Source organism: Verrucosispora sioxanthis, assembly GCF_010560025.1.
In the GTDB taxonomy this organism is placed as follows: domain Bacteria; phylum Actinomycetota; class Actinomycetes; order Mycobacteriales; family Micromonosporaceae; genus Micromonospora; species Micromonospora palythoicola.
Genome location: NZ_SAIY01000005.1, coordinates 300,584 through 325,224, shown reverse-complemented (window position 1 = coordinate 325,224; position 24,641 = coordinate 300,584). Strand labels below are relative to the sequence as shown.

Below are 24,641 nucleotides of genomic sequence, written 5' to 3'. Positions count from 1 at the left end.
CCCCGTCCCCACCGTGTTGCGGTACACGCACGTTCGGATTGGCGTCCCAGTTGTGCGTGTCGCGCGGGAGCCGGGCCACGCGAGTGGCTGAGGATCCACCTCCCTCCACTGTGGTGGGGTGACGGCTGACGGCGGTGTCCGGGCTGGCCCGCCGTCGGCCTGTGGTTTGTTCCCCGGAGCCGTGGGCACGACCCCGAGCGATATTCCGGGTGGAACTCTGTCGATGGAAGCGCTCCCATCGACGTTGTTGCGACTGTAACGCCCGTCACGGCTTTGTGAAAGCCCCAAAATGAGATCGAAACAAGTCGGTGTTTCCGGAAGTTCCCTTGCTGGTGCTGGGAGCGCTTCCATGGCACACTGTCGATCGACCGCGCGGAGCCAAGTTACGCGTGCGCGGGTCGCCGAGGGCTTCCGGCTCGTCCGGTACGGCGTCCTGCTAGCAGCGGGAGCAGCTGCCGTCCCATACGGTGCCCCGCCGCGCTGGCCCGACCCGGGCCGCAGCGACCACCATCCACTGGCACCTCGGCGGACCCGTCGTCCCCGAGGCGCCACCGCCGGTGCGCCACCGCCACCGGCCTGGTCCGAGGAGACACCGCGCAGATGAGAAACCTGGCTAGACGTCGGCGCCTGGCGTGGCTCGCCGCCGCGGCGCTGGCGATCGGTGGGGCGACAGTCCCCGCCGCCGCCGCACAGGCCGCACCGGCCTGCGACGTGGTTTATACGACGAATGACTGGAGCAACGGCTTCACCGCCAACGTCACCATCAGAAACACCGGTGACGCGATCAACGGATGGACCCTGAAGTTCGCCTTCCCCGGCAACCAACGGGTCACCCAGGGCTGGTCGGCCCGGTGGAGTCAGAGCGGCAGCGAGGTCACCGCCGTCAACGAGTCCTGGAACGGCAACATCCCGGCCGGCGGCAGCACCAGCATCGGCTTCAACGGCTCCTATTCGGGCACCAACGGGAAGCCGACCTCGTTCTCGGTCAACGGGGTCACCTGCGGTGGCACGGCGCAGCAGCCCCCGACGGTCAGCCTGTCGGTGCCCGCCGGCCCGTTCACGGCCCCGGCGACCGTGCCGCTGACCGCCACCGCCAGCGACCCGGACGGCACCGTCGCCCGGGTCGAGTTCTACCGCAACGGGCTGCTGGTCAACACCGACACCAGCGCGCCGTACGCGTACACCCTGGAGAGCCTGCCCGCCGGTGACTACACGGTGCAGGCCAGGGCGTACGACAACAGCGGCCTGTCGGCGGTCGCCGAGCGGTCGTTCACCGTCGCCGGCTCCACCTCGCCGGCGCTCGTCGCCACGCCGACCGCGCTGACCGTGCCCGAGGGTGGCAGCTCGACGTTCAACCTCAAGCTGAACCGGGCACCCACCTCGAGCGTGGCGGTGGGCCTGGCCCGCACCGGTGACGCGGATGTCACCGTCACCCCGACCTCGGCGACGCTTACCACGTCGAACTGGAACACCGGCGTCACCGTGACCGTCCGGGCGGCTGAGGACTCCGACACCGTCGGTGGCACCGCCACCGTCACCGCCTCGGCCACCGGCCACACCCCGGCGACGGTCACCGTCACCGAGATCGACAACGATGTGCCCGGCGGCGACGGCGAGTACGTGCAGCGCTTCCTCACCCAGTACAACAAGATCAAGAACTCGGGCTACTTCAGCCCGGAGGGTGTGCCGTACCACTCGATCGAGACGCTCATCGTCGAGGCACCCGACCACGGCCACGAGACCACCTCCGAGGCGTTCAGCTTCTGGCTGTGGCTGGAGGCCTACTACGGTCGGGTGACCCAGAACTGGGCACCGTTCAACAGCGCCTGGACGGTGATGGAGAAGTACATCATCCCCTCCTCGGCCGACCAGCCGACCGCCGGCGCCGCCGGCGACGCCCAGTACGCCGCCGAGCACGACCTGCCCAACCAGTACCCGTCGCAGCTGCAACCATCGGTACCGGTGGGTGCCGACCCGCTGCGCTCCGAACTGCGCTCCACCTACGGCACCGGTGACATCTACGGCATGCACTGGCTGCTCGACGTCGACAACGTCTACGGCTACGGCCGCTGCGGCGACGGCACCACCCGCCCGGCGTACATCAACACCTTCCAGCGGGGGACCCAGGAGTCGGTGTGGGAGACCGTGCCGCAGCCGTCCTGCGACACCTTCGCCCACGGCGGCCAGTACGGCTACCTGGACCTGTTCATCAAGGAGTCGGGTACCCCGGCCAAGCAGTGGAAGTACACCAACGCCCCGGACGCCGACGCCCGCGCCGTGCAGGCCGCGTACTGGGCACTGACCTGGGCCAAGGAGCAGAACAAGGCGGCCGACGTGTCGGCCACCGTGGCCAAGGCCGCCAAGATGGGTGACTACCTGCGGTACGCCCTGTTCGACAAGTACTTCAAGCGGGTCGGCAACTGCGTCGGGGCCAGCACCTGCCCGGCCGGCTCCGGCCGCACCTCCGCCCACTACCTGCTCTCCTGGTACTACGCCTGGGGCGGGGCGTACGAGACCAGCCAGAACTGGTCCTGGCGGATCGGCTCCAGCCACAGCCACTTCGGCTACCAAAACCCGTTCGCGGCCTGGGCGTTGACCAACGTCAACGAGCTCAAGCCGCGCTCGCCGACCGCGGCGGCGGACTGGACCAACAGCCTCAACCGGCAGCTGGAGTTCTACACCTGGCTCCAGTCGGCCGAGGGCGGCATCGCCGGTGGCGCGACCAACAGCTGGGGCGGGCACTACGGCACGCCGCCGGCCGGCACGGCCACCTTCTACGGCATGTTCTACGACGAGGACCCGGTCTACAACGACCCGCCGTCGAACCAGTGGTTCGGCATGCAGGCGTGGTCCATGCAGCGCATCGCCGAGCTGTACCTGGTCAGCGGCAACGCCAAGGCCAAGGCGCTGCTGGACAAGTGGGTGCCGTGGGCGATCGCCAACACCACGCTGGGCGCCAACTGGTCCATCCCGTCGGACATGAAGTGGACCGGCCAGCCCAACAACTGGAACCCGAGCAACCCGCAGCCGAACACCAACCTGCACGTCGAGGTGACGGTCAAGGGCCAGGACGTCGGCGTCGCCGCCGCCTACGCCCGCACCCTCATCGCCTACGCGGCGAAGTCGGGCAACACGGCGGCGAAGACCACCGCCAAGGGCCTGCTGGACGCGCTGCACGCGCACAGCGACGCCCAGGGTGTCTCGACGGTGGAGAAGCGTGGCGACTACCGGCGCTTCGACGACGTCTACAACGCCTCCACCGGGCAGGGCCTGTACATCCCGCCGGGCTGGACCGGTGAGATGCCGAACGGTGACCAGATCGCCCCGGGCAAGAGCTTCGTCGACATCCGGTCGTTCTACAAGAACGACCCGGCGTGGCCGAAGGTGCAGGCGTACCTCGACGGTGGTCCGGAGCCCGAGTTCCGTTACCACCGCTTCTGGGCCCAGGCGGACGTCGCCATGGCCTACGCCGACTACGGGAAGTTGTTCCCCAACGGCTGAACGAACTCCTCCGGGTGGGCGATGACCCACCCGGAGGCGCCGGCCGGGCCTCGGGGGTAGAGGCAGGTCCGGTTGACGGCCTGACACCCACGGTCAGGCCGGGGTGGGTCGGCCCTCTGGCCGACGCAGCGGAGCGGTCGGCCCACCCCACCGTCGGAGAGCCGCCGGGCACGGCGCGCACATAGCGAAAAAAAGTGACCGCCCCGGGATCACAACCCGGCCCGGGACGGAGTAACGTACATCACCGGAGAGGCCGCTCCCCCCGTGGCGGCCTCTCCCTTATTGTCCCAGCCCCGGCGCGTCGGGCTCGCCGGTGTCCGGCCCGCCCGCGGCCGGCCCGGCCGGCGGCAGCACCGGATGCCGCAGCCCCGGATGACCGGCCGGCAGCGACCGGCGCAGCACGGCCCAACTCACCGCCAACGCCGCCGCGACCAGCGGCCAGGTCAGCCCCACCCGGGCGGCGGTCAGGGCGAGCACGTGGCCGCCGAGATACAGCGGCACGAAGACCGCCACCCGCAGCAGGTAGGTGCCCGTCCACACCCAGCTGGCCCGCCCGTACGCCCGCAGCAGCGCCGGGTCACGCCGCCAGCGTCCGCGCTGGCCCAACGTGGTGCCGACGACGACCCCCAGCAGCGGCCACCGGACCATGATGCTCACCGCCCAGGCCAGCGCGCTGGCGGCATTGGCCAACACCTGCACGAGGAAGAAGTCCTCGGCCCGACCGGTGCGCACCGCCACCAGCGCGGCCACACAGACCGCCAGCAGCCCGACCAGCACCGACCGGGGCCGGTCACCGCGACGCAACCGCCAGCCGGCCACCACTGCTCCGGCGACCAGGGCCGCCACCACCCCGACCAGGACCGACCGACCGGCCACCAGCCAACCCACCGTGAACGCTACCGGCGGCACGGTGGCGTCCACGGCTCCCCGACGCCCACCGAGCAGATCGGCCAGTGACTCGCCCCGCCCGACAGTGGTGGCGTCCCGCTCCGAGGTACCGGTCACGTGCCCTCCTTCACCTGCGGCCAACCTATCGCCACGCCACGGGCGGGCCACCGGCCGGACGTCGCGGGCGTGCCGCTAAGTTGTGCGGGTGCGCGTGACGCCCCGGGGGGGTACAGCGGTCTGGCTGGTCGTGCTGGCCCTCATCCAGACGGCGGCCTTCATCGCCGTGTGGCGATTCGCCCTGCACACGGAGATCGGCCAGTGGATCGACACGGTGGCCCTCACCGGTAACCGCATCGGCCGCGACCACATCGAGGAACCGGTCGACCGGATCCTCAACGCCATGTCCGTGGTGTCGCTGCTGGCGGTCACCGTGATGATCGGATTCATCGCGCTGATCCGAGGTCGGGTCGCCCTCGCCGTCGCCGCGACCCTGCTGATCGCGGGCGCCAACGTCACCACCCAACTGCTCAAGTACGGGCTGAGCCGCCCCGACTACGGCATCGACCTGGAACGGGTCTACGTCGGCAACAGCCTGCCCAGCGGGCACACCACGGTCGCCGGGTCGGTGGCGGTGGCCCTGGTCCTCGTACTGCCGCCGAAGGTGCGGGCCGTCGGCGCCGTGATCGGTGCCGGCTACGCCGCGACCGCCGGGGTGGCCACCCTGTCGGCGGGTTGGCACCGGCCCAGCGACGCGGTCGCCGCGTTCCTGGTGGTCGGCGTCTGGGCGGCCCTGGCCGGTCTGCTGCTGCTGATCACCCAACGGGAACGGGCGGAGGTCGCGGCCGGTGACGCGCACCGGCTCACCGCCCTGCTGCTGGGCGTGGGCGGGTTGCTGGCCATCGCCGGCTGTGCGTTGGCTCTGTGGTGGCTGATTGGGCTGCGGTCCACCCCGGCGGCGGAGCTGTCCCGCCGTCCGCTGTTCGTCGGCTACGCGGGCGGCGCCGCCGGCATCGCCGGCTCCATGGCGGTGGTGATGGCGCTGGTACTCACCGCCGTGCACCGTCTGGTCCCCCGCTACAAGGGCTGAGCGGATGGGCGTCGTACGGTCGGCCTTCCACGACGAGTGCGACCGGCTCGGCGCGGTACTACGCACCCTCGACCGGTCGGACCTCGACCGCCCGACCCGCTGTGTGCCGTGGACGGTGGCCGACCTGCTGGCCCACGTGCGCACCGGAGCCGGCCGGCTGGCCGACATGCTGGCCGCCCCGGCGCCGGTCCCGCCCAGGTCGACGCCGCCGGCTACTTCGGTGCGGCGAAGTTCCTCCCGGCGGTGAACGCCGCCCGGATCGCCGCCGCCCAGGGCCAGGCCGCCGCGGACGACGCCGGACCGGCGCCGGGCCGGGCCGGCGGGTGCTCGCCACGGACTCGACCGGGCCTGGCGGGCCACCACTGCCGTCGACGCCCACCCCGCCGACCGGGTGGTCCGCACCCGGCACGGCGACGCGATGACGGTCACCGAGTTCCTGCGTACCCGGGTGGTGGAGGTCGGCGTGCACGGCCTCGACCTGGCCGAGGCGCTGGACCGGCCACCGTGGCTGACCCCGACCGCCGCCCGGGTGATCGCCGACCTGCTCACCGGCGGGCACGCCCTACCGCCGGACCTCGGCTGGACCAGCTGACTCTGATCGGCAAGGCCACCGGCCGCAGCCCGCGCAACCGCGCCGAGCAGCAGGCCCTCGACGCCGCCGGCATCCAGCTGCTCGCCTTCGGCGGCTGACCGGAGCCGACCACGGCCTCACTGTCAGGCGGCGGTGCGCGGCGCCGGCACGTGCGGAACGGCGGCCCGCAGGTGGGCCAGGACCACCGGGTCGATCCGACCGGGCGCCAGCCGCTCCTCCAGGTTCTCCAACCCGGCCCAGGCGACCAACGCGTCCTCGGGCTCCGCCGGGTCGGCCGGATACCCGAGCGCGGTCAGCAGGCCGGCGACCTCGGTGGCCAACGCACCGGTCAGCTCCAGCAGGGTCGCCGGATCGGGCCGGCTGAACAGCAGGGTGTGCACCGCGAGCAGCCGGTCGAGTTCGGTGATCGGGTCGGGATGGTCGTCGACCCGCAGGTCGATCATGGTGTCGCCGGTACCGCCGTATCCGCCGCCACGGCGCACCACCAGCGGCCCCGCGCTCTGCCGGCCACGCCGGTCACCTCCGGCGGCCTCGCCGGCCCGCAGCGCCGCGAGCAGCCGCTGCGCGAACGGCAGGTCGGTACCGGTCAGCCAGGCGTCGCGCAGCCGTCGACGACCTGCGGGCCGGTGAGGATGTTGCCCTGCGCCGCCCAGCCGTCGCCGGCCTGCCCACCGGCCCACCCACGGCAGTGGACCGGTCCAGGTGGCACCCGGCCCGGTGGCGGCGACCACACCGACCTGCCGGTGATCGCGTTCCGGGTCGGCGGCGACCAGGCCGGCGACCACCCCGGCGGCGGCCACGCCGGTCCGCAGCAGCGCCAACCCCTGCGGCCGGTAGGCGAGGTTCACGTGCGCCTGGGTGGCGATCGCGCCGACCTCGGCCGCGGCACCCGGCACCAGGGCGCCGGCGGCCAGGAACCGGCTCGCCACGACGACGCCGTGCAGTCGGCCGTCGTCGGAACGGGCCACCAGGGAGAAGGTCACGCTGGACAGGTTAGCGCTGGTGACGGTCCTGCGACCGTCGCCATGACCTTGCCCGACGAGGCCGGGCCGGGCACCATCGACCGATGACGACGCGATGGGCAATGACGGTGCCGATGGGCGGGATCCCGCTCGCTGACCACGCCGCGGTGTACGCGGCCCTCGCCGACGCCGGCTTCACCGACGTCTGGTCCTCCGAGGTCAACGGGGCCGACGCGTTCACCCCGCTGACGCTGGCCGCCGCCTGGCAACCCGGGCTGCGGCTGGGCACCACGATCACCCCGGCGTTCACCCGCGGACCCGGCCTGCTGGCGATGAGCGCCGCCGCGCTCGCCGACGCCGCCCCCGGCCGGTTCGCCCTCGGCATCGGCGCGTCGTCACCGGTGGTGGTCTCCGACTGGAACGCCGTGGAGTTCACCGAACCGTTCCGGCGCACCCGGGACGTGCTGCGTTTTCTGCGGGCGGCGCTGCGCGGGGGACCGTCGACGGTGCCTTCACCTTCGCCGTCCGCCGGTTCACCTGGAACGGCCGCCGGCGGTGCCGCCGCCGCTGCTGCTGGCCGCGCTGCGTCCCGGCATGCTGCGGCTGGCCGCCGCCGAGGCCGACGGAGTGATCCTCAACTGGCTCGCCGCCACCGACGTGCCCCGGGCGGTGGCCGAGCTGGGGCGACGACGGACGCAGTTCGAGGTGGTCGCCCGGATCTTCGTCTGTCCCACGGAGGACGCCGGGTACGCCCGCACCCTCGGCCGGCGGATGATCACCAGCTACCTGACCGTACCCGCGTACGCGGAGTTCCACCGCTGGCTCGGCCGGCAGGAGGCCCTCGCCGGCATGTGGGCGGCGTGGGCGGCCGGCGACCGCCGCGTCGCCCTGGCCGCGATCCCGGACGAGGTGGTCGACGCGTTGATCCTGCACGGCTCACCCGAGCAGTGCCGGGCACAGGTGAACCGGTACGTCGACGCCGGGGTGGACGTACCGGTGCTGGCGTTGCTGCCCACCCCGGAGGCCACCGCCGCCGACCCGGCGGCCCTGACCACGCTGTTCGCCCGGCTCGGCCGCGACGCGAAGGAGGCGGCGTGAACCTCACCGACCGGGTAGCGGTGATCACCGGCGGGGCCGGGGGATCGGTGCGGCACTGGCCCGGCGGTTCGCCGCCGAAGGTGCCGCCGCGCTGGTCCTGGCCGACCTGGACGGTGCCGCCGCCGAGGCGGTCGCCGCCGCCGTGGGCCCGCTGGCCCGTGGGGTCGCGGTCGACGTCACCGACGAGGAACAGGTACGCGCCCTGGTCGCCGACACCGAACGTCGCCACGGCCGGATCGACGTGTTCTGCGCCAACGCCGGAGTCAGCACCGGCGGGGGAGTGGAGGTCGACGACACCGGCTGGGAACGGTCCTGGCGGGTCAACGTGCTCGCCCACGTGTACGCCGCCCGGGCGGTGCTGCCGGCGATGCTCGCCCGGGGTAGTGGTTACCTGCTGCACACCTGCTCGGCGGCGGGCGTGCTGACCGCCGTCGGCGACGCCGCGTACACCACCACTAAGCACGCCGCCGTGGGATTCGCCGAATGGCTGTCGGTGACCTACCGCGACCGGGGCATCCGGGTCAGCGCGTTGTGCCCGCAGGGAGTCGACACCCCGATGCTGGCCGACGGACTGGCCGCCGGGCACCTGGGTGCCCGAGTCATCGCGTCCTCCGGCGCGGTGCTCAGCCCGGACGCCGTGGCCGCGGCAGCGGTCGCGGGAATGGCGGAGGAACGCTTCCTGATCCTGCCGCACCCGGAGGTGGCCGACTACGCCCGCCGCCGCGCCGAGGACCCCGACGGCTGGCAGTCCGGCCTCCGCAAACTCGTCCGCCGCCTAACCACCCCCTAACACCCCCACCCCCACTCGCGTCGATCATGCAGTTGGGTCACCGGAAAGGTCCCCAACAGGCCGAATTGTCAGGTGCCACAACTGCATGATCGCGGCGGGGTAGGTCGGTGGCGGGTGGTGGGTCAGCGGGGCCAACGGAGTGGGCCGGGGTGCACGGACCAGAGCAAGCGACGCCAGCGGGGGAGAGTGGCGCGCAGCGCGCGGCTGTAGGTGGTGGCCGCCTCGGCTGCCGTCCCGGCCTGCTCCGATGAGGCCGCGCCGGGTGCGAAACCGACCTGGTTGATCAACCTGGCCAGGTCGTCGACAGCGGCAGTGGCACCGGGATCGGGCGCACCCGAGGTGGTGGCGTCCCGACGGATCGCTTCGGTCAAGGTGGCGCGGGCCACGGTGGCGACCTCGGTGGCGGACAGGTCCGCGGCGACCGGCCGACCGGCCAGTCGCAGCGTGTCGGTCAGCTCCCGCCAGGCGCCGGCGATGCGGTGGCCGGGGTCGCCCCGGCGCAGTCGGGCCCGGGTCTGTGCCCGGCGCAGCCCGGCCAGCGTCACCAGCAACGCCACCACGACGAGCAGCAGACCACCGCCGGTGCCACCGACAAGCACCGGCGTCGGCACGCCGCTGTCGTCGGCGGGTCCGCCGGGCGCGGCCTGCGCCGGTGGCGACGCGGTCGGCTCCAGGGTGGGCTCCGGCTGCTCCGACGGTGGCGGGTCCTCCGGCTGCGGGCGGAAGTCCTCCTCCACCGGCCGGGGCTCCTCATCCGGCCGGGGCAGCGGGTCGAACGACACCCAGCCGAGACCGTCGAAGAGCACCTCCGGCCAGGCGTACGCGTCGGCGGCCCGCACCGGACCCGACCCGGGGGCGGCGAACCCGACCACCACCCGGGTCGGTAGCCCGGCCAGCCGACCCAGCACCGCGAACGACGCCGCGAACTGTTCGGACGTGCCGCGCTGCCCGCCGCCGTTGCGCGGCCCGAACAGGAAGAACGCCAGATTCGGGTAGGCGTGGCCGCTCGGCGCGTCGGCGACCAGCCGGTAATGCTCGGCCAGCCACTGCTCGATCGCCGCCGCCCGCGCGTACGGAGCGCCGTTCTCCTCAGCCAACTGGGTGGCCAGCCGCCGCAACTGCTCGGGTGCCCCGTCGGGGACGTGCAGCACCCGGGCCACCGCGTCACCGGCCGGGGTGTTCGCGGTGGCCAGCAGATTGTTGTCCGGGCGCTCCCGGGCCGAGGTGACCGTGTAACGCAGACCCGGGGTGAGACCGTCGGGGCGGATCAGCGTGCCGGTGCCCAGGTCGTAGGCGACCCGGGCACCACTGACCTCCCGCGGGGTGGGCACCGCGGGCAGCAGCCGTCCACTGAGGTCACCGACGGTGATCTCCTGCCGTACGGTCTCGACCGTGGCGTACGGCGCCGGTTCGGTGGTGGGCAGGATCCGGCCGGCGTTGCGGTAGGTCGCGCCCACCCGCCAGGTGACCCCGTCGTAGTCGCTGAGCACGGCCAGCCGGATCCGCACCCCGACGCTGTCCGTCGCGGCACCCTCGGCCGGGTCCGTCGGGCCGGTGCCGCCGGGAAGGTCGGTCGCCACCTGGAACAGTTCCTGCTCCGGATTCAACGCCCAACCGGAGATCCGGATCAGCGGGTTCTCGTCGAGCGTCTCCACCTGCGGCGGCTGCACGTAGCGCCGTGGATCCACCGGTCGGGTCTCCACCAGGGCGGCCACCGCCGGGCCGAGCAGCGCGGCAAGCGCCACCACCACCGCCGTACCGGCGGCCGAGGCCACCGCCAGCCGGGCCCGTAGCCCGGACCGGACCACCGGGGAAAGCCCGTCGACCGGGTCGCCGTCCGGGGCCGGGACGACACGGCCAACCCGAGCGCCGCCGTCACCACCACCGCCACCGTCGCGCCGATCGCCGGCCCGCGTTGGGTCCGACCACGTACACCGCACCGGCGTGCAGCAGCACCGGCGGCAGGTAACCCAGCAGCACCCGCCCGGCCCGCAGCGCCACCTCCGCGCCGGCCAGCCCGGCCAGCCAGGCGGCGACCACCGGCAGCAGGACCGTGTCCGGCGTGGCCTGCACCGGGATCATCGCGGTCAACAGCCGGGGAATCGCGTTACCGGCGGCGTCGCCGGCCACCTCGACGAACCCGCCCGGCAGCTGCGCGGTCGGTCGCGGCCACCCGCAGGCAGACCGCCGTCCACCCGAGCATGGCCAGCACCGACACCGGCGCGACCAGCCAGGACGGCAGCCGCCGGGTCACGACGCTGACCAGCACCGACCCGACCGCCGCGCCGGCCACCAGCATCGTCAGCAGCGACCCCGCGTACACCCGGCCGAGCACCACCCCGGCCAGCGTGACCAGCACGACGAGCGTCGCCGGCACCGCCACCGCCCGCAGCAGCCTCACCACCGGCGTACCCCGTCCCACTCGGCGGCGAAGGCCGCCCGTCGGCCGCGTCGACGACGACCAGCCCGGCCGCACCCGGCGGCGTCGGCTCCGCCGCCCCGAAGATCCCGACCACCACCGACGGGTACGCGCCGCGCGCGCGCCCACATGCCCCCAGATCGTCGGTCGCGCCCGGTCCGGTGAGCACGACCAGAGTGTCGCCGAGCCGGTCGCGCCGCAGCCGCGCCGCCGCCGCCTCCAACGTGCCCTCGCCGGTGAGCGTCACCGCCGCCAACCGGTCCAACGGTCCCGTAGGACCGGAACCCGACCCGTCGCCGGCCACGACGTCACCGGACCCGCCGCCCGTACCGCCGTCGCCCGGTCCGGCGGACGTGTCCTCGGCGGCGACGAACAGCAGCACCACCGGCAGATCCTCGCGGACCGCGGCGGTGACCACCGACGCCGCCGCCTCGCAGGCCGACTCGAACGACTCCGCCACCCCGCCGACCCGGTCCGGATGCGCGAGCGCCCGGTTGTCCAGCAGCACCACGATCCGGGGCAGGCTGGTGTCCACGTTCTCCCGCACCATCAGCTCACCCACCCGGGCGCTGGTACGCCAGTGCACCCGACGCAACTCGTCACCGACGACGTACTCCCGCAGCGAGTCGAAGGTGATCGAACCGTGCGGCACCGCGTCGACCCGCCCGTCGAGACTGCGTCCCGCACCGGTCGGCACCGCCCGCAGCGGATGGACACGCGGGTGCACCCACACCAGCACGACGTCGCCGTAGGAGCGGGCCAGCACCACCAGGCCGAGCGGGTCGCGGCGGACCACCCGCAGCGGCCCGACCGGCACCACCCCACGCCGGCTCGTCGGCACCGGGTAGCTGACCGTGGTGTCCGCGCCGGGCCGCAACCGCAGCACCGGCACCGGCACCACCCGGTCACCGCAGCGGTCGGTGGCCAGCATGCTCGCCGCCGGCACCCTCCCCGCGTTCCGGACGGTCAACGTCATCGCCGCCGGCTCGCCCCGGGCCACCCGGTCCGGGTCGGCCTGTCGGGACACCAACAGCCGGGGCCGCCGGGCCGCCGCGACCACAGCGACCGCCAGGGCGACGCCGGCTGCCGCGCCGAGCAGCGTCAACTCCGGGTACCCGAACCGAAAACCCGCCCCCAGCAGCAGCACGGCCGCCACGAGCAGACCGATGCCCCGGGCGGTGATCCCCACGACAGGCTCGCCGGTCAGGGGTGCGCCGGGGCCGGCTGGCCCGACGGCAGCGGCACCGGCACCGAGGCGACCGCCTGCCGCAACACGTCCGCGGCGGTCACCCCGCGCACCTGGGCGTCCGGAGTGAGCAGCAGCCGGTGCGCGAAGACCGGCTCGGTGAGGGTCTTCAAGTCCTCCGGCATGATCCAGCCCCGCCCGTCGATCAACGCGTACGCGCACGCCGCCCGGGTCAACGCGATCACCCCACGTGGACTGACCCCGACGCGGACCTGCGGATGGGTGCGGGTCGCCGCCGCCAGCCGCACCGCGTACGCGTACAGCGGCTCGGCGATGTGCACCCGCCGGGCCATCCGGACCATCTCGCCGACGGTGGCGGTGTCGGTCACCGCCGCGAGCGCCTCGGGGGAGCGGACCGTCGCCCCGCGCAGCACCTCCACCTCCACCGACTCGTCCGGATACCCCACCGACAACTTCACCAGGAACCGGTCCAGTTGCGCCTCGGGCAGCCGGTACGTGCCGTCCATCTCCACCGGGTTCTGGGTGGCCACCACCAGGAACGGCTGCGGCACCGGATGCCGCACCCCGTCGACGGTGACCGTCCGCTCCTCCATCACCTCCAGCAGCGCCGACTGCGTCTTCGGCGACGCCCGGTTGATCTCGTCGGCGATGACGATGTTGGCGAAGACCGGGCCAGGGTGGAACTCGAAGCCCCGGGTGGCCTGGTTGAAGATGGTCACCCCGGACACGTCGGAGGGCAGCAGGTCCGGCGTGAACTGGATCCGCCGCCATTGCCCCTTCACCGTCGCCGCGATCGCCCGGGCCAGCGTCGTCTTGCCCACCCCGGGCACGTCCTCCAGCAGCACGTGCCCCTGGGCGAACAACGCGGTGAACGCCAGCCGCACCACCTGCGGTTTGCCGAGCACCACCGTGTTCACGTTCTCGGCCAGCCGGGCGGCCAGGGCGGCGAAGCCCTGCACCTCCTGCTGGGTGAGCGGTTCCTGGCTGTTCACGGTGGTGCTCCTCGCCTGGGGTGAATCAGCAGGTGGGCAGGACGTTGATGTCGTCCCCGCCCTCCAGGTTGAGCCAGGCCCACGGGATGTAGTTGCGTCCGCTGTAGTCGACCTGCACCCACCAGGTGCTGCGCTTCTCGTTGTTGTAGATGTACGCGTACACCTCTTCGCCTCGCTGCTTGCAAAGCGCCTTCAACCGGGTGCCGGGCTTCGCCCAGCCGACCTGGCGGTCGTTGTCCTGCCGAGCGACCGAGAAGATCTCGTTGCCGTTGCGGCCGTCACGGTCCCGGTCGCAGTAGGTGGCTTCAGCGCCTGAGTCGCCGTTGTTGCAGGTGGCGATGCCGTACAGGGCGTCGGTCTGCTGCGCTCTGGTGGCGGTCCCGCTGCCGGCCGCGTTCGTCGCCGTCACCGTGAAGGTGTAGCCGGTGCCGGGGGCCAACCCGCTCATCGTGATGCTCGAACACGGGCCGCTCTTCGCCGGCTGACCCGACCGGGACAGCGTACAACTGGCCTCACCGCCACCGGCGTCGACGGTGAACGCCACCGTCGCCGCCGTCGCGGTCGCCGACGACCCGGTCACCGTCACCCGAGGCGCGGCCACCGTACGCGCCGTCGTCGTCGCCTCAGCGCCTTCGCCGGCCTCGTTGACCGCGCGGACCCGCACCGTGACGTTCTGACCGTCACCGAGCCCACCCACGGTCGCCCGGGTGTCGGTGACCTCGCTGCGCTTGTCACCCACCTCGACCACGTACCCGGTCACCGGCCGCCCGTTGGCCACCGCCGGCGACCACTGCACCGCCACCGTCCCCGGCTGGTCGGCCACCGTGCCCGCCCGCAACTCCAACGGCTCACCGGGAACCGTGAACGGCACCACCGTGTTGCTCACCGGCGACGCCTGCGACGCCGCGCCCTTGTCGTTGACCGAGACGACGGTGAACGCGTACTGCGTGCCGTACTCCAGCTCACCGGCCTTCACCACCAGCTCGGTGCCGGTCGCCTCACCCACCGGCGCGTTCGTGCCCGCCGAGGTCGCCGACACCGCGTACCGGGCGATCGTGTTGCCCTGACCGTTCGCCTCCGGCCAGCTCACCACCACCGTGCCGTCCGCCCGCGCCTCGGCGGTCACCTCGGTCGGTGCGTCCGGCACCTCCGCGGTCGGCGTCACCGGGTTGCTGCTCCGGGCCGGACCCGCGCCCTTCGCGTTCACCGCGTGCACCGAGAAGCGGTACGTCTCACCATTGGTCAGCTCGGTGACCTCCACCGACCGCTGGTTCGCGCCCACCTCCAACCGCTGCCCGGCGCCCTCCACCACGTACCGGATGATCTCGGCACCGTTGGCCGCCGCCGGCCGCCAACTCACCCTGGCCCGCGCGTCGCCGGCCGCCGCCGTGACGTTACGCGGCGCTCCCGGCTTGCTCACCTGAGGCTTCTTCGGCGGCGGAGGCGGCGGCGGGGGCTCCGGCGGCGGATCACCACCGAGCACGTCGTTGGCGTACTTGTCGACCTCCCGCACCTGGTGCGAGTCGTCGACCACCCGCGCGGTCGCCGCCTCCGGCGCGTTGATGAACAGGTAGTTCTCCCGCACCTCCAACTCCAACGGGCCGCCCCACCGGCCCCGGATCGTGTCGGTCAGCTGGCCCGTCGCGTCGAACGCGTACACCGTGCCCGCCGCCTCGTCCGCGCAGTAGAACCGCCCAGCCCAGGCCACCGCCGGACCGAGCCGGTCACCGTCGCCCGGCACCGTGAACGACCGCACCTCGCCACCGTCGCCGATCGCGTGCACCTGCCGCTGCCCCGGCACCGTCACCGGCACCACCGGCCCGCTGGTACGCACCGGCAGGATGCCGGGCCCGGTCAACGTCGACGCCAACGCCGTGCGGCGGGTCGTACCGGCCACGACCGTCACCAACGCCCCGGCCGTACGGTCCAGCACCGCCACCCCGTCGTCCAACGTGGAGACCACCAACTCATGGCTCGCCTCCGCCACGTCGTACGTCTGCACCCGCGGCGAACCCACCGGCGAGTCCGCCGCCTCGGACGGCAGCACCGCCGGGGTGATCGCCGAGACCGTGCCCTCCGCCGGCACCGCCACCCACAGACGGCCCTCGCCGTCGAACGCGCCACCGGTGATCCCCGGCGGATAGCGCACCGGCTCGCCCACCGGGGCCAGCGAACGCGGATCCAGCTGCCGCACCACACCCTGGACCGCGTCCACCACGAACGCCGCGTCCTCGTGCAACGCCACACTCACCCCGAGCCCCGGGGTGGTCGGCGTGGTCGCGGTGATCTGCAACGTCGCCAGGTCCAACGCGCTGATCTGACCGGTGTTCAGATCCCGCAGCACCAGCAGCCGGTCGGTCTGCGTCACCTGCATCGGATGCCGCCGCGCCGCCGGCACCTCCATCCGGGTGTCCACCCGCGCGGTGACCCCGTTGACCCGCGCCAACTCGCTGCGCGCGGCGCTCCACAACCACGAACTCGCGTCGTAGTTGGCCACCGCGTTGTCCGCCGAACCCAGACCGAGCACGGTCAGCCCCATCGCCGCCAGCAACGCCAGCACCGTACCCACGGTGACCAGACCACCGCGTACCCGGGACCGGGATCGTGGGGTCCGGGGCGCAACGGCCTCGTCGATGCTCGCCACAGCCGGCAGCCTCCCGTGTCGTCTCGGCAGGTGGCGCCCCCGTCCGGCGACCCCTCCCCTGAGCCGGGAGCCATCATATGGTCACGCTACGGACGCCGGGAACCCGCACCGTCCGCCTGTGGACACCCAGCGTGGCGTGTCGTCGGCGTGTCCCGCCACGATCGTCCGAACGGGACCGGCCAGCCGCCGGCCAGCCGGTCGGAACGGTCTACCGTGACGTGCACACCTGGTCGGAGGTGGCGAACTGGTCGGTGTCGTAGACGGCGAGCACCGCGAAGCAGTAGTTCACCCGGGTGCTCAACCCGTTGACCGTGTAGCTGGTCCGACCCGGGTCCACCGTGGCCATCATCCCCAGCGACTGCCCGGTCCGCCCGCCGGCCACCATGAACGGCACCAGCCCGTCCGACGGATCCGTCCAGGTCAACGTGATCGTCGTGGTGTCGTCGCGCATCGTCAGGTTCCCCGGCGGCGGGCCGACCGCGCCGAGCGACGGCGTCGCCGGTTCCGTCGACGGTGCGGCCCGCCGGTCCAGGACCAGCAGACCCACCCCGATCACGGCGGCCAGGGCCACCAGGACCGCCACCACCGCCACCACGATCGCCACCCGGTTGCGACCCGGCGTCGGCTCCCCGCTCGGCATCGCCAACGGTCCCTGGTACGGCGCGGCGACCCCCGGAAACTGCGAACCGGACCGACTCCAGGCCGGCGCGGCCGGCCCCGGATAGGGCGGCGGCGCACCGTGACCGCCGGGCTGCGGATAGGCCGCTGGGCCGTGCGGCTGGGCCCCAGGACCGTGCTGCGGCGCGCCAACCCCCGGCCCGTACGGGCCGGGTCCGCCGGTCTGGCCGTACGACGCACCGCTGACCGGCTGGTAAGGCACAGGTGCAGGGTGGGAAGCTCCGCTTGTCGGCGGGTGGCCGGCCGACCCGCTGACCGCTGCTCCGCTGGTCGGTGGGTAGTCAGCCGGTCCGTCGGTGGGTGCTCCGCTGGTCGGCGGTGCATACCCGGACGGTCCGCTGGTAGGCGATGGGTAGCCGGCCGCCCCGGTGGTCGCCGGGTAACCCGGCGGTCCGCTGGTCGGGCCGGGTTGCGGCAGTGGTGCGGTCATCTCGTGCGGGCCGGCCGTCGGGCTGACCGGTAAGGCGCCGTGCGCGGGCACGGACGGACCCGGCGGCGCGCTGACGGGTGGTCCGCTGACGGGTGGTGCGCTCGTCGGTGGTGGTGCCCAGCTCGGTGGTCCGCTGACGGGTGGTGCCCAGCCTGGTGGCCCGCTCGTCGGTCCGCTGACGGGTGGTGCGCTGACCGGTGGTGCGCTGACCGGTGGTGCGCTGACGGGTGGTGCGCTGACCGGATGAATCTGGCTCCGGGGTGCCTCGGTGGGCTGGCCCAGCACCGGTGGCGCGCTGACCGACCAGGCCGAGGCGGGTGGAGCACTGACCGGCTGCCCGTCGGCCGACGGTCCAGTGACCACCGACGACCAGGCCGGCGACGCGCTGACCGGCGAGGGCACACCAGCTGCCGGTTCCGGCGGTACGGGCGGATCGCCGGCCCGGGCCGCTTCCTCGTCCAGCAGTGGCCCGATCTGCTGGACGCGGATCGTGGGCCGGGCCCACTCGGGATGCCCGGTCGAGGCGGCCCCGCTCCGCGCCGACGTCGACCCGTCGGCGGCTGGCCAGGAACGCAGCACGCCCGTCTGCTCGTCGTCCTCCACCCGCTGACGAGGAGCCGCGCCACTTGACGGCGGGCCCGGCGTCGTGAGCGCCGTCCCGGTGGGCGGCGCAGCGGGCGACGACGGGGCCGGCACCGTGCCGTCGGGCCCGGCCACGGCGACAGACGGGACTGGGGGCACCATCGGCGCGGGTGGCACCGCAGCCGACCGGACCTGGTCGACCGGGCGGGCTGACTGATCTTCAAAGGAGGTCCGCGCCTGCGGGACCACTGGCGGCGGAGGCACCGCGGGCGGGGACGGAACCCGCGGTGGAATGGACGGCGGCGGTATCCGAGGGTCAGGCGACGTGGCTGTGGGATTCTGACGCGGGAGCTGCGGTACCACTGCCGGTGGTACCGCGGCCGGTGGCGGGATCTGCGGCAGCGCAGTTGGTGGCACCGTGGGCGGTGGCGGGATCTGTGGTGGGATCGGCTCGGCCGAGGTCGGCGATGCCAACGGAATGACCGGTGGCGGCGGTACGACGGAACCCTGTGGTGAGCCGGGGGAGTGAGAGGCGGCCGCCACTCCAGGGCCGCCGGAAACAGAATGATCGATGGCCGGCGCGGACACCGAAGCTGAGGCCGAATGCGGCGGTGCCGCAGCCGAGGCGTCGTGCGGCTGCCACAGCGTGGAGAGTGCGGCCAGGGACACCGTAGGTTCATCCAGAGCCCCCCGAGCCGACCGGCCAGCCGGGCCAGGATGGGGAGCAGGAAGGACCACGGGCTGCGGGGCGGGAGCGGCATCGCCGAGATACTCCCGTGCGATGCGTACCGCCGGGTGGTCGGCGCCGAGCACGGCGGGGCCGGCGGCGGCCACCCGGGTGTAGTTCCGGCGCGCCTCGTGGCGGTTGCCCAACTCGTCCGCGACGGACCCCAGCTCGAAGGCCAACGCCAGCATCAGTGGATCGGCATGCGGCCAGCGACGCTCCCCGGCGGCGAACGCCTCCTCCAACACCCGCCGGGCCGCGCTCGGATCGTCCGCCTCCCGATACAGCCTGGCCAGCAGGTGAGCGGTGCTGAGCACGTCCGGATGATCCTTGCTGAACGGCGGCCGAGTGGACTCGACCGCCTCGATCAGCAGGTCACGGGCGGCGGCGAGGTTACCCGCACCACGCAGCGCGAGGGCCCGTTGCTGAGCGACGGCCAGGGGAGAAGCATGGGGCACGGGGCCCATGCTGCCGGGTACGGGCACCTCGACGCTACCCGGGCGACGGCCTGCCGCGACCCCCGTGCCATGACAGCCCAGATACGCCCGATGCCGATGTGCATGATCCATCTGGGGCGTGTACAGTAACTCCCCGTGCAGCCCACCGGGCGGCCTCTCGGTGATGGGATCACCGAGGCCGACACGGTAGGCTGGACAGGTAGGTCCGGGTGGCGGAATGGCAGACGCGCTAGCTTGAGGTGCTAGTGCCCGTATAGGGCGTGGGGGTTCAAGTCCCCCCTCGGACACGTACAGTTACCCCACAATAATCAGCGTCAGGCTCAGCCTCGACGCTGATTTTGTTTTGACCGGGGCTGTAGGTGAGGGCGAGTCGTAGCGCGCGGTAGACGTTGCTCTTGTCCTGGTGGTGGGCGTTCCGCAGGGTGTTGCGGATGTCGTCGAGGCTGCCGACGAGGTGCCGGACGTCGTCCTCGGTGAGGCGTTGGGGTGCTTGTGCTTGTGCTGCTGCTTGGTCGCGTTGAGTGACGGCGGCGGCGCGTTGGGCGTTGACCTCGGCCATCCAGGTGGCGACGGTGGCGGGGTCGCCTCCGGCGTCGGCGATGGCGCGGTATTGGAGGAGTTTGGCGTCGCACGCCGTGATGATCTTGTTGGCGGCGGTGATCTCCGGTGAGACGATGCTGGGGCCGGTGTCGGGTTGGGCGGCGTGGAGTCGGCGGATCGTGTCGGTCAGTCGGTGCGGGGCGAACGCGGTGAGCAGCCAGTTGTCGAGGGCGGGGACGATGTCTCGTTCCGCGACGTAGACGTTGCGGGGGTGCTGGACGTGGTTGGCGAGGGCGTACTCGTTGGGGTATCGGCACCGGTAGTAGGCCATCTCGTGGGCCTGATGACTTTGCATCTTGCGTCCGCACAGTCCGCAGAGCATGAGTCCGCGAAGAAGGTAGTGGCGGCGTACCCTCCGCTGTCGGTTGCCGGTGCGGCCCCGCCCGCTGGCCGCCATGATCGTCTGCACTAGCTCGAAGTCGTTGACGGTAACGAGCGGCGGGTGGGCGATCGTGTCGGACCACACCCACGAGTCCCTGTCGTTCCAGCGCATGCGGGTTTCGTAGCCGAGGGCGACGTCGTTGACGTCGAGGAGTACCTCGTCTTTGCGCTGTTTGTTCCACACTTGGCGGCCGGTGTAGCGGGGGTTGGACAGGATGTTCTTGACGGCGCTCTTGGCCCAGCCCTCGCCGGTGCGGTGCGGGTTGCGGGCGGGGTCGGCGGCTGACGGTGACGGGATGCCGTCGCGGGTGAGCGCTTCGGCGATGGCGAAGTAGCCGTTGTTGGCGAGGTACAAGGCGAAGATCCGCCGAACAACAGGGGCGGTGGCCGGGTCGGGTTCCAACTTGTGCAGGCGACGGCCATCGGCGGCCTTGCCTGGGTTGGGGTGTGGTCCGGCGTCGGCGAGGCGGTATCCGAAGGGTGGGCGCCCGCCGAGGAACCGTCCTTCGATCTTCGCCTGCGCGGTCATCGCCGTGCGGACGCGGACCTTCACCCGGGTGCGCTCGCCTTTGGACATGCCGCCGAACACACTCATGATCAGGTCGTGGGCTTCGGACTCGGGGTCGATCGCGCCGCCGACTTCCGGCACCCACAGGTCGACGTCGTAGTGTGAGAAGACGGGCATGGTCAGGCTGTACTGGTTGCCGTAGAACGCGCGTTGGGGCTCACCGATCACGACCGCGTCGAAACCGCGATCCGGGTTGGCGAGAGCGTCGAGAAGCTTGGCGGCCTGGGGCCGACGCTTCCACGGCAGGGAGCGGGACAGGCCGATGTCGAAGAACTCGGTGACGATGATGCCGCCGACCGGTTCGATGAGGCCAGTTGCGCGGCTGAGCTGCCAGTTCCTCGATGCCACCGGGTCTTGCTGGTCCTCGGTGGAGACCCGGCCGTAGAAGGCGAATCGTCGGTTTTCGCGGTCGGCGAGTAGTGCGGCGGCAGTGTCTTCGATACGGGTTATGTCGATGGTCACCGAAAACGCCTTCCCGGGCTGTTGAGGGGTGCGCGTCCGCCGGCCACCCGGCGATCGGGTGGCCGGCGGACGTGCTGATGCACGGATCTACGCATACCGGCATGAAGTGATCAAGCGTTGGTGGACTCGTCTGGACCCTGAGCGTGGATGACTGGCGAGCGTTGCAGCAGGGCCAGCAGCGCGCGAGCTACGGCTTCAGTCAGCTCCGGTTCGGCGTCGAACTCGACCGTCGGCGTGGGTTTCGTCGCGGAGGGCCGCGGTGATTGGGCTGGCGGACGGTCGCCCATCAGAGCGCCCTCAGGATGACCACGTCTTCGTGCTGGACGAGCCATTGGGGGTCGCCGGTGGCGATGGCGTCGCGGATGTTCTTCTGCTGAAAGAACGAGGCGCGGGGGATGATTACGCCGTCGCGGACGCCGCAGATGAGGGCGATGCATTCCTCGACCAGTTCCAGGCCGGCGTTGACACCAGCGGCAACGACCATGCCAGGGATGTCGATGAGTTCGCCGTGGCGGCGGTAGGGCCGTGCGGTGACGACGACGTGCCCACCGGGCCGCAGCACCGCCCGGCAGCCAGCGAGGATTTCGGTGAAGCCGTCGGCCAGCTCACCGTGGCTGCGGTAGGCGAGGTTGCTGACGCTGCCGTACTTGTGATTGATCTTGCGGACCTTGCCGCGTCGCGGTCCCGGGGTGCGGACGTGGCCATGGGTGGACGATCCATAAGGCGGTGAGGTGATCACCAGAGCGACCTGCCCGTGCAGGCTTGCCGGCAATAGGGACGGCAGCGCGGTGGAGTCGCCGTGGTAGATCTCGCCCCGGCCTGGTACACCGGCTTGGACGGTGTGGCGGATGTTGTCGGCTGCCTTGGCGACCCATTCGGCTTCGTACTCGACTCCGATGCCGTGGCGGCCGAGGCGCATGGCTTCGATGATTGTGGTGCCGATGCCGGCCATGGGGTCGAGGACCACATCACCGGGGTTGGTGTAGGTGCGGATGGCGTAGCGGGGGATGGTCGGCAGCATCTTGCCAGGGTGCTTCATCGATTCGGGGGTGTACCGGCCGCGCCGCAGGTCCCGCGATGGGGCCTGGCCCGTGAGCCAGACCGAACCCAGGTAGCCGTCGGCGAGTAGGGCCGCCAGGTCGGACGGGTCGGGGTGGGGCGATCCGAAGTCGTGGGGGCCGGCGGTGTGGGACGTCGGATTAGGCACGGGCGTTCTCCTCACCGGTGGCGGTGGTGCCGAACACGAGCAAGTCCCGGAACGTCGGAAGGTGACGGCCGTCGAGCAGACGCCGGCCGTCGTCGGCCTCGCCTGGGTGTTCGGGAGCGGTGCGTGGCTCGTGTTCGGGCAGTGGGGCGAGGACGGCGGGGATGTGCTGGTGGTAGTAGAGGCCGGCGGCGCGGGCGGCGGCGATGACCGTGGCGCGGTAGCTGACCTCGGCTGGTGGAGGCGGCGGGGCGGTGAGACCGACGAGCAGGAATCCGCCAGGGCGCAGTAGAGGTCGCCAGGTCCGCATCGCTGTGACGGCGCTGTTGGCGTTATGCGCCTGTGTTCCCTGCGGCAGCGTGGCCAGGATCAGGTCGACCCACGTGCAGGGCCGGCGTGTCGTGTGGTGGTTGCGGTGTCCGGGCTCGGACGGCAAGAGCCGCACGTGCGGACCGTGGCGACCGGTGACCAGCCGGGCCGGTACCCGTCCCAGGTAGGTGGTCGTTGCGGTGGCGGAGGGGTGCGCGTCGAGGTCGAGCACCACGCCACCCGCGTCTGTGTAGCGGCGAATGAGGTAGGCGAGCTGACTCGCGGACAGCCCGTGCCAGTCCCGCACTGCCAGGCAGGGTGTGCGCGGTGCGAGGGAGAGAGGAAGGAGAGGGAGGAGCAACCCAACCGGTGCGGGCTGGGGCCGGTCACCAGGGGCGGTGGAGCGGGGCTTCGGCATGGGCGTATGGGCCACGTCCGCCGACGAGCGCTGACACTAGGGGATTACAAATTCGGGTGTTGAATTGGAAGCCGGTGTAGGACTACCGGCGCCGGTGCAGCGACAGGCACGGCTTGACGTTCGAGCTGAAACGGATCAACCCACCTTGCGCGGATCGGATGCCGTGACGCCTGTAGGACCGGCCCAGGTTCCAGTTGGGTACGTTGCGTCACGGGCGGCCATCCAACGACGCGCGCCTCGGCAGCCGGATCTGGCTCCCCTCTATGTCAAGACACCGCCGGGAGGAGAGTTCTATCCTGGGTGGCGGCGGGTCCGGGAAGTGACTTCTCCGAAGAGCCGGCTGGGGGATGAGAGTCGGTCACGCTGGAGCCAGTTGCCGTTCCCCGTTGTCCTCCCGGGCCCGCCGCCGTGGCCACCGCGTCGTTGGTCATGCTGCGGTAGACGATGTCGGACAGGCGTCGTTTCAGCGCACGCATGGCTTCCATCGAGGTCTTGCCGCCGGCTTTCTTCCGGTCGAAGTAGGCGCGTCCTTCGGTGGGATTGCGCAGCTGGACGGTGGCCATGATGTGCAGCACCCGGTTGATCTGCCGATTGCCGGCTCGGGAGAGCCGGTGGCGCATCTGCTCGCCGGAGGACGCGTCGATGGGGGCGGTGCCGTTCCAGGAGGCGAAGTGGGCCCGGTTCGGGAACCGGGTGATGTCGCCGACCTCGACGAGCAGCTGGGCGGCGCCGGAGGGTCCGATGCCGTGCAGGTTCATCAGCGTGGTGCCGGTGGAGGCGACCAGGTCCTTGAGTTCCTTGTCGGCTTCCTTGGTGCGTCGGTAGATGCGTTCGAGGTCGGCGATCAGCTCCGCGGCGACCCGCCGGCGGGCCTTCCCGACCGCGTCCCGGGGCCGGACGGTGGCCAGCAGTGCCTTGGCTTGGGCGGCGGACAGGCTCTTCTTCGCTCCACCGGGGATCAGTTCCAGCAGCAGCTGGTGCAGCTGGGACACCATCCGGGTGTGGTCCTCGCCGAGGGAGCGGCGCCGGTCGACCAGAATCCGCAGCAGGGCCAACTGTTCGTCGTTGACGACGGGGCGCAGTCCGGCCATGCGGGTGCCGACCAGGGCGATGGAGTGGGCGTCGGTGGCGTCGGTCTTGCGGCCCTGCCCGGTGGCGAACACCCGCGCCCTGGCCGACAGCTTCGGTGGCACGTCGACGACCTGCTCGCCATCGGCCAGGAGCCGGTTGGCGATGTGCCGGCCTATCCCTTGGCAGCCCTCGATCGCCCAGACCCGGTTCGGCCATCGGTTGGCGTACCTTCGCATCGCCGTGTAGCCGTCGCGGCCGGTGTCGAACCGGCCGCCGCCGACGACGGTCTCGTCGCGGGCCATGACCTCGATCGTTGCCGAGCGCTTGTGCGGGTCCATACCGATGACCACACGATCCGACACGACAGTCAACGCGTCCTCCGTTGCTCGATCCACCTGGGTTGTCGAGCCGGGAGGGCAACGCTACTTCGAGCCGAGCAAACCCCTCTTGAGCCTCTCCCCGCCCTGGAGCGGTGCCCGGGCTACGCAGGCCAGATGAGAGCCACACGACCAGCGTGGGCAGCCGAAATGAGAGCGACAGCCCGGGCACCTCGACCGAAGCCTGGCCGGGCCACGG

At 72.1% G+C, this 24,641-nt stretch carries 11 protein-coding genes, 1 tRNA gene and 7 pseudogenes; 7 read left to right on the top strand and 12 right to left on the bottom strand.

What is annotated here, in order from left to right; all coding sequences use genetic code 11:
* Positions 1-609 precede the first annotated feature (609 nt).
* Positions 610-3,501, top strand: a complete 2,892-nt coding sequence (locus tag ENC19_RS17170) for a glycoside hydrolase family 48 protein (protein ID WP_208020942.1) — start codon at positions 610-612, stop codon at positions 3,499-3,501.
* Between the two features lie 279 nt (positions 3,502-3,780).
* Here the strand turns inward: ENC19_RS17170 and ENC19_RS17165 are convergent, their stop codons facing one another.
* Positions 3,781-4,506 (bottom strand): DUF3159 domain-containing protein, encoded by a 726-nt coding sequence (locus ENC19_RS17165; protein ID WP_164448155.1) that lies wholly within the window; start codon positions 4,504-4,506, stop codon positions 3,781-3,783.
* Between the two features lie 82 nt (positions 4,507-4,588).
* On the opposite strand from ENC19_RS17165, the gene ENC19_RS17160 reads away from it, so the two are divergent.
* Together ENC19_RS17160 and ENC19_RS17155 are read left to right on the top strand one after the other, a co-directional pair.
* Positions 4,589-5,476, top strand: a complete 888-nt coding sequence (locus ENC19_RS17160; protein WP_164448154.1) for a phosphatase PAP2 family protein — start codon at positions 4,589-4,591, stop codon at positions 5,474-5,476.
* A gap of 4 nt (positions 5,477-5,480) precedes the next feature.
* A pseudogene (locus ENC19_RS17155) lies at positions 5,481-6,068 on the top strand (maleylpyruvate isomerase N-terminal domain-containing protein).
* 122 nt (positions 6,069-6,190) lie between these two features.
* Here ENC19_RS17155 and ENC19_RS17150 read toward each other — a convergent pair.
* Positions 6,191-7,051, bottom strand: coding sequence for a DUF1028 domain-containing protein (locus ENC19_RS17150; RefSeq protein WP_328824278.1), 861 nt, complete (start codon positions 7,049-7,051; stop codon positions 6,191-6,193).
* A 101-nt stretch (positions 7,052-7,152) separates the two neighbouring features.
* On the opposite strand from ENC19_RS17150, the pseudogene ENC19_RS17145 reads away from it, so the two are divergent.
* Both ENC19_RS17145 and ENC19_RS17140 read left to right on the top strand, forming a co-directional pair.
* Positions 7,153-8,128: pseudogene (locus ENC19_RS17145) on the top strand (LLM class F420-dependent oxidoreductase).
* Positions 8,125-8,918: pseudogene (locus tag ENC19_RS17140) on the top strand (SDR family oxidoreductase). Before ENC19_RS17145 ends, ENC19_RS17140 begins: the two co-directional pseudogenes overlap by 4 nt.
* 122 nt (positions 8,919-9,040) lie before the next feature.
* On the opposite strand, the pseudogene ENC19_RS17135 reads toward ENC19_RS17140, so the two are convergent.
* The 5 genes and pseudogenes from ENC19_RS17135 to ENC19_RS31855 all read right to left on the bottom strand — a co-directional run.
* Positions 9,041-11,340, bottom strand: a pseudogene (locus ENC19_RS17135) (transglutaminaseTgpA domain-containing protein).
* Positions 11,316-12,526, bottom strand: a pseudogene (locus tag ENC19_RS17130) (DUF58 domain-containing protein). Before ENC19_RS17130 ends, ENC19_RS17135 begins: the two co-directional pseudogenes overlap by 25 nt.
* 14 nt (positions 12,527-12,540) lie before the next feature.
* A complete protein-coding gene (locus ENC19_RS17125; RefSeq protein WP_164448153.1) occupies positions 12,541-13,536 on the bottom strand; it encodes an AAA family ATPase in 996 nt (331 codons plus the stop codon).
* 25 nt (positions 13,537-13,561) lie between these two features.
* Positions 13,562-16,171, bottom strand: a complete 2,610-nt coding sequence (locus tag ENC19_RS17120; RefSeq protein ID WP_373688847.1) for a fibronectin type III domain-containing protein — start codon at positions 16,169-16,171, stop codon at positions 13,562-13,564.
* A gap of 217 nt (positions 16,172-16,388) precedes the next feature.
* A pseudogene (locus ENC19_RS31855) lies at positions 16,389-16,649 on the bottom strand (fibronectin type III domain-containing protein); the annotation flags it as partial.
* Between the two features lie 907 nt (positions 16,650-17,556).
* Between ENC19_RS31855 and ENC19_RS17110 the strand changes: the two are divergent.
* Positions 17,557-17,898, top strand: a complete 342-nt coding sequence (locus ENC19_RS17110; RefSeq protein ID WP_164447949.1) for a hypothetical protein — start codon at positions 17,557-17,559, stop codon at positions 17,896-17,898.
* A gap of 644 nt (positions 17,899-18,542) precedes the next feature.
* On the opposite strand, the pseudogene ENC19_RS17105 reads toward ENC19_RS17110, so the two are convergent.
* A pseudogene (locus tag ENC19_RS17105) lies at positions 18,543-19,061 on the bottom strand (tetratricopeptide repeat protein); the annotation flags it as partial.
* Positions 19,062-19,255: 194 nt separating this feature from the next.
* Here ENC19_RS17105 and ENC19_RS17100 point away from each other — a divergent pair.
* Positions 19,256-19,339 (top strand) — tRNA-Leu (locus ENC19_RS17100).
* On the opposite strand, the gene ENC19_RS31440 is transcribed toward ENC19_RS17100, so the two are convergent.
* The 4 genes from ENC19_RS31440 to ENC19_RS17080 form a co-directional block, all read right to left on the bottom strand.
* The gene (locus tag ENC19_RS31440; protein WP_164448151.1) at positions 19,321-21,063 is read right to left on the bottom strand and encodes a recombinase family protein; all 1,743 of its coding nucleotides are present in this window, start codon (positions 21,061-21,063) and stop codon (positions 19,321-19,323) included. The two genes, ENC19_RS17100 and ENC19_RS31440, sit on opposite strands and share 19 nt — an antisense overlap.
* Before the next feature lie 286 nt (positions 21,064-21,349).
* Entirely contained in the window at positions 21,350-22,285 is a 936-nt protein-coding gene (locus tag ENC19_RS17090; protein WP_373688841.1) for a TRM11 family SAM-dependent methyltransferase, read from the bottom strand.
* Entirely contained in the window at positions 22,263-22,994 is a 732-nt protein-coding gene (locus tag ENC19_RS17085; RefSeq protein ID WP_164448150.1) for a class I SAM-dependent methyltransferase, read from the bottom strand. The genes ENC19_RS17090 and ENC19_RS17085 overlap by 23 nt, the downstream gene beginning before the upstream one ends.
* Before the next feature lie 266 nt (positions 22,995-23,260).
* Positions 23,261-24,427, bottom strand: coding sequence for an IS110 family RNA-guided transposase (locus tag ENC19_RS17080; RefSeq protein ID WP_309245972.1), 1,167 nt, complete (start codon positions 24,425-24,427; stop codon positions 23,261-23,263).
* Between the last annotated feature and the right edge of the window lie 214 nt (positions 24,428-24,641).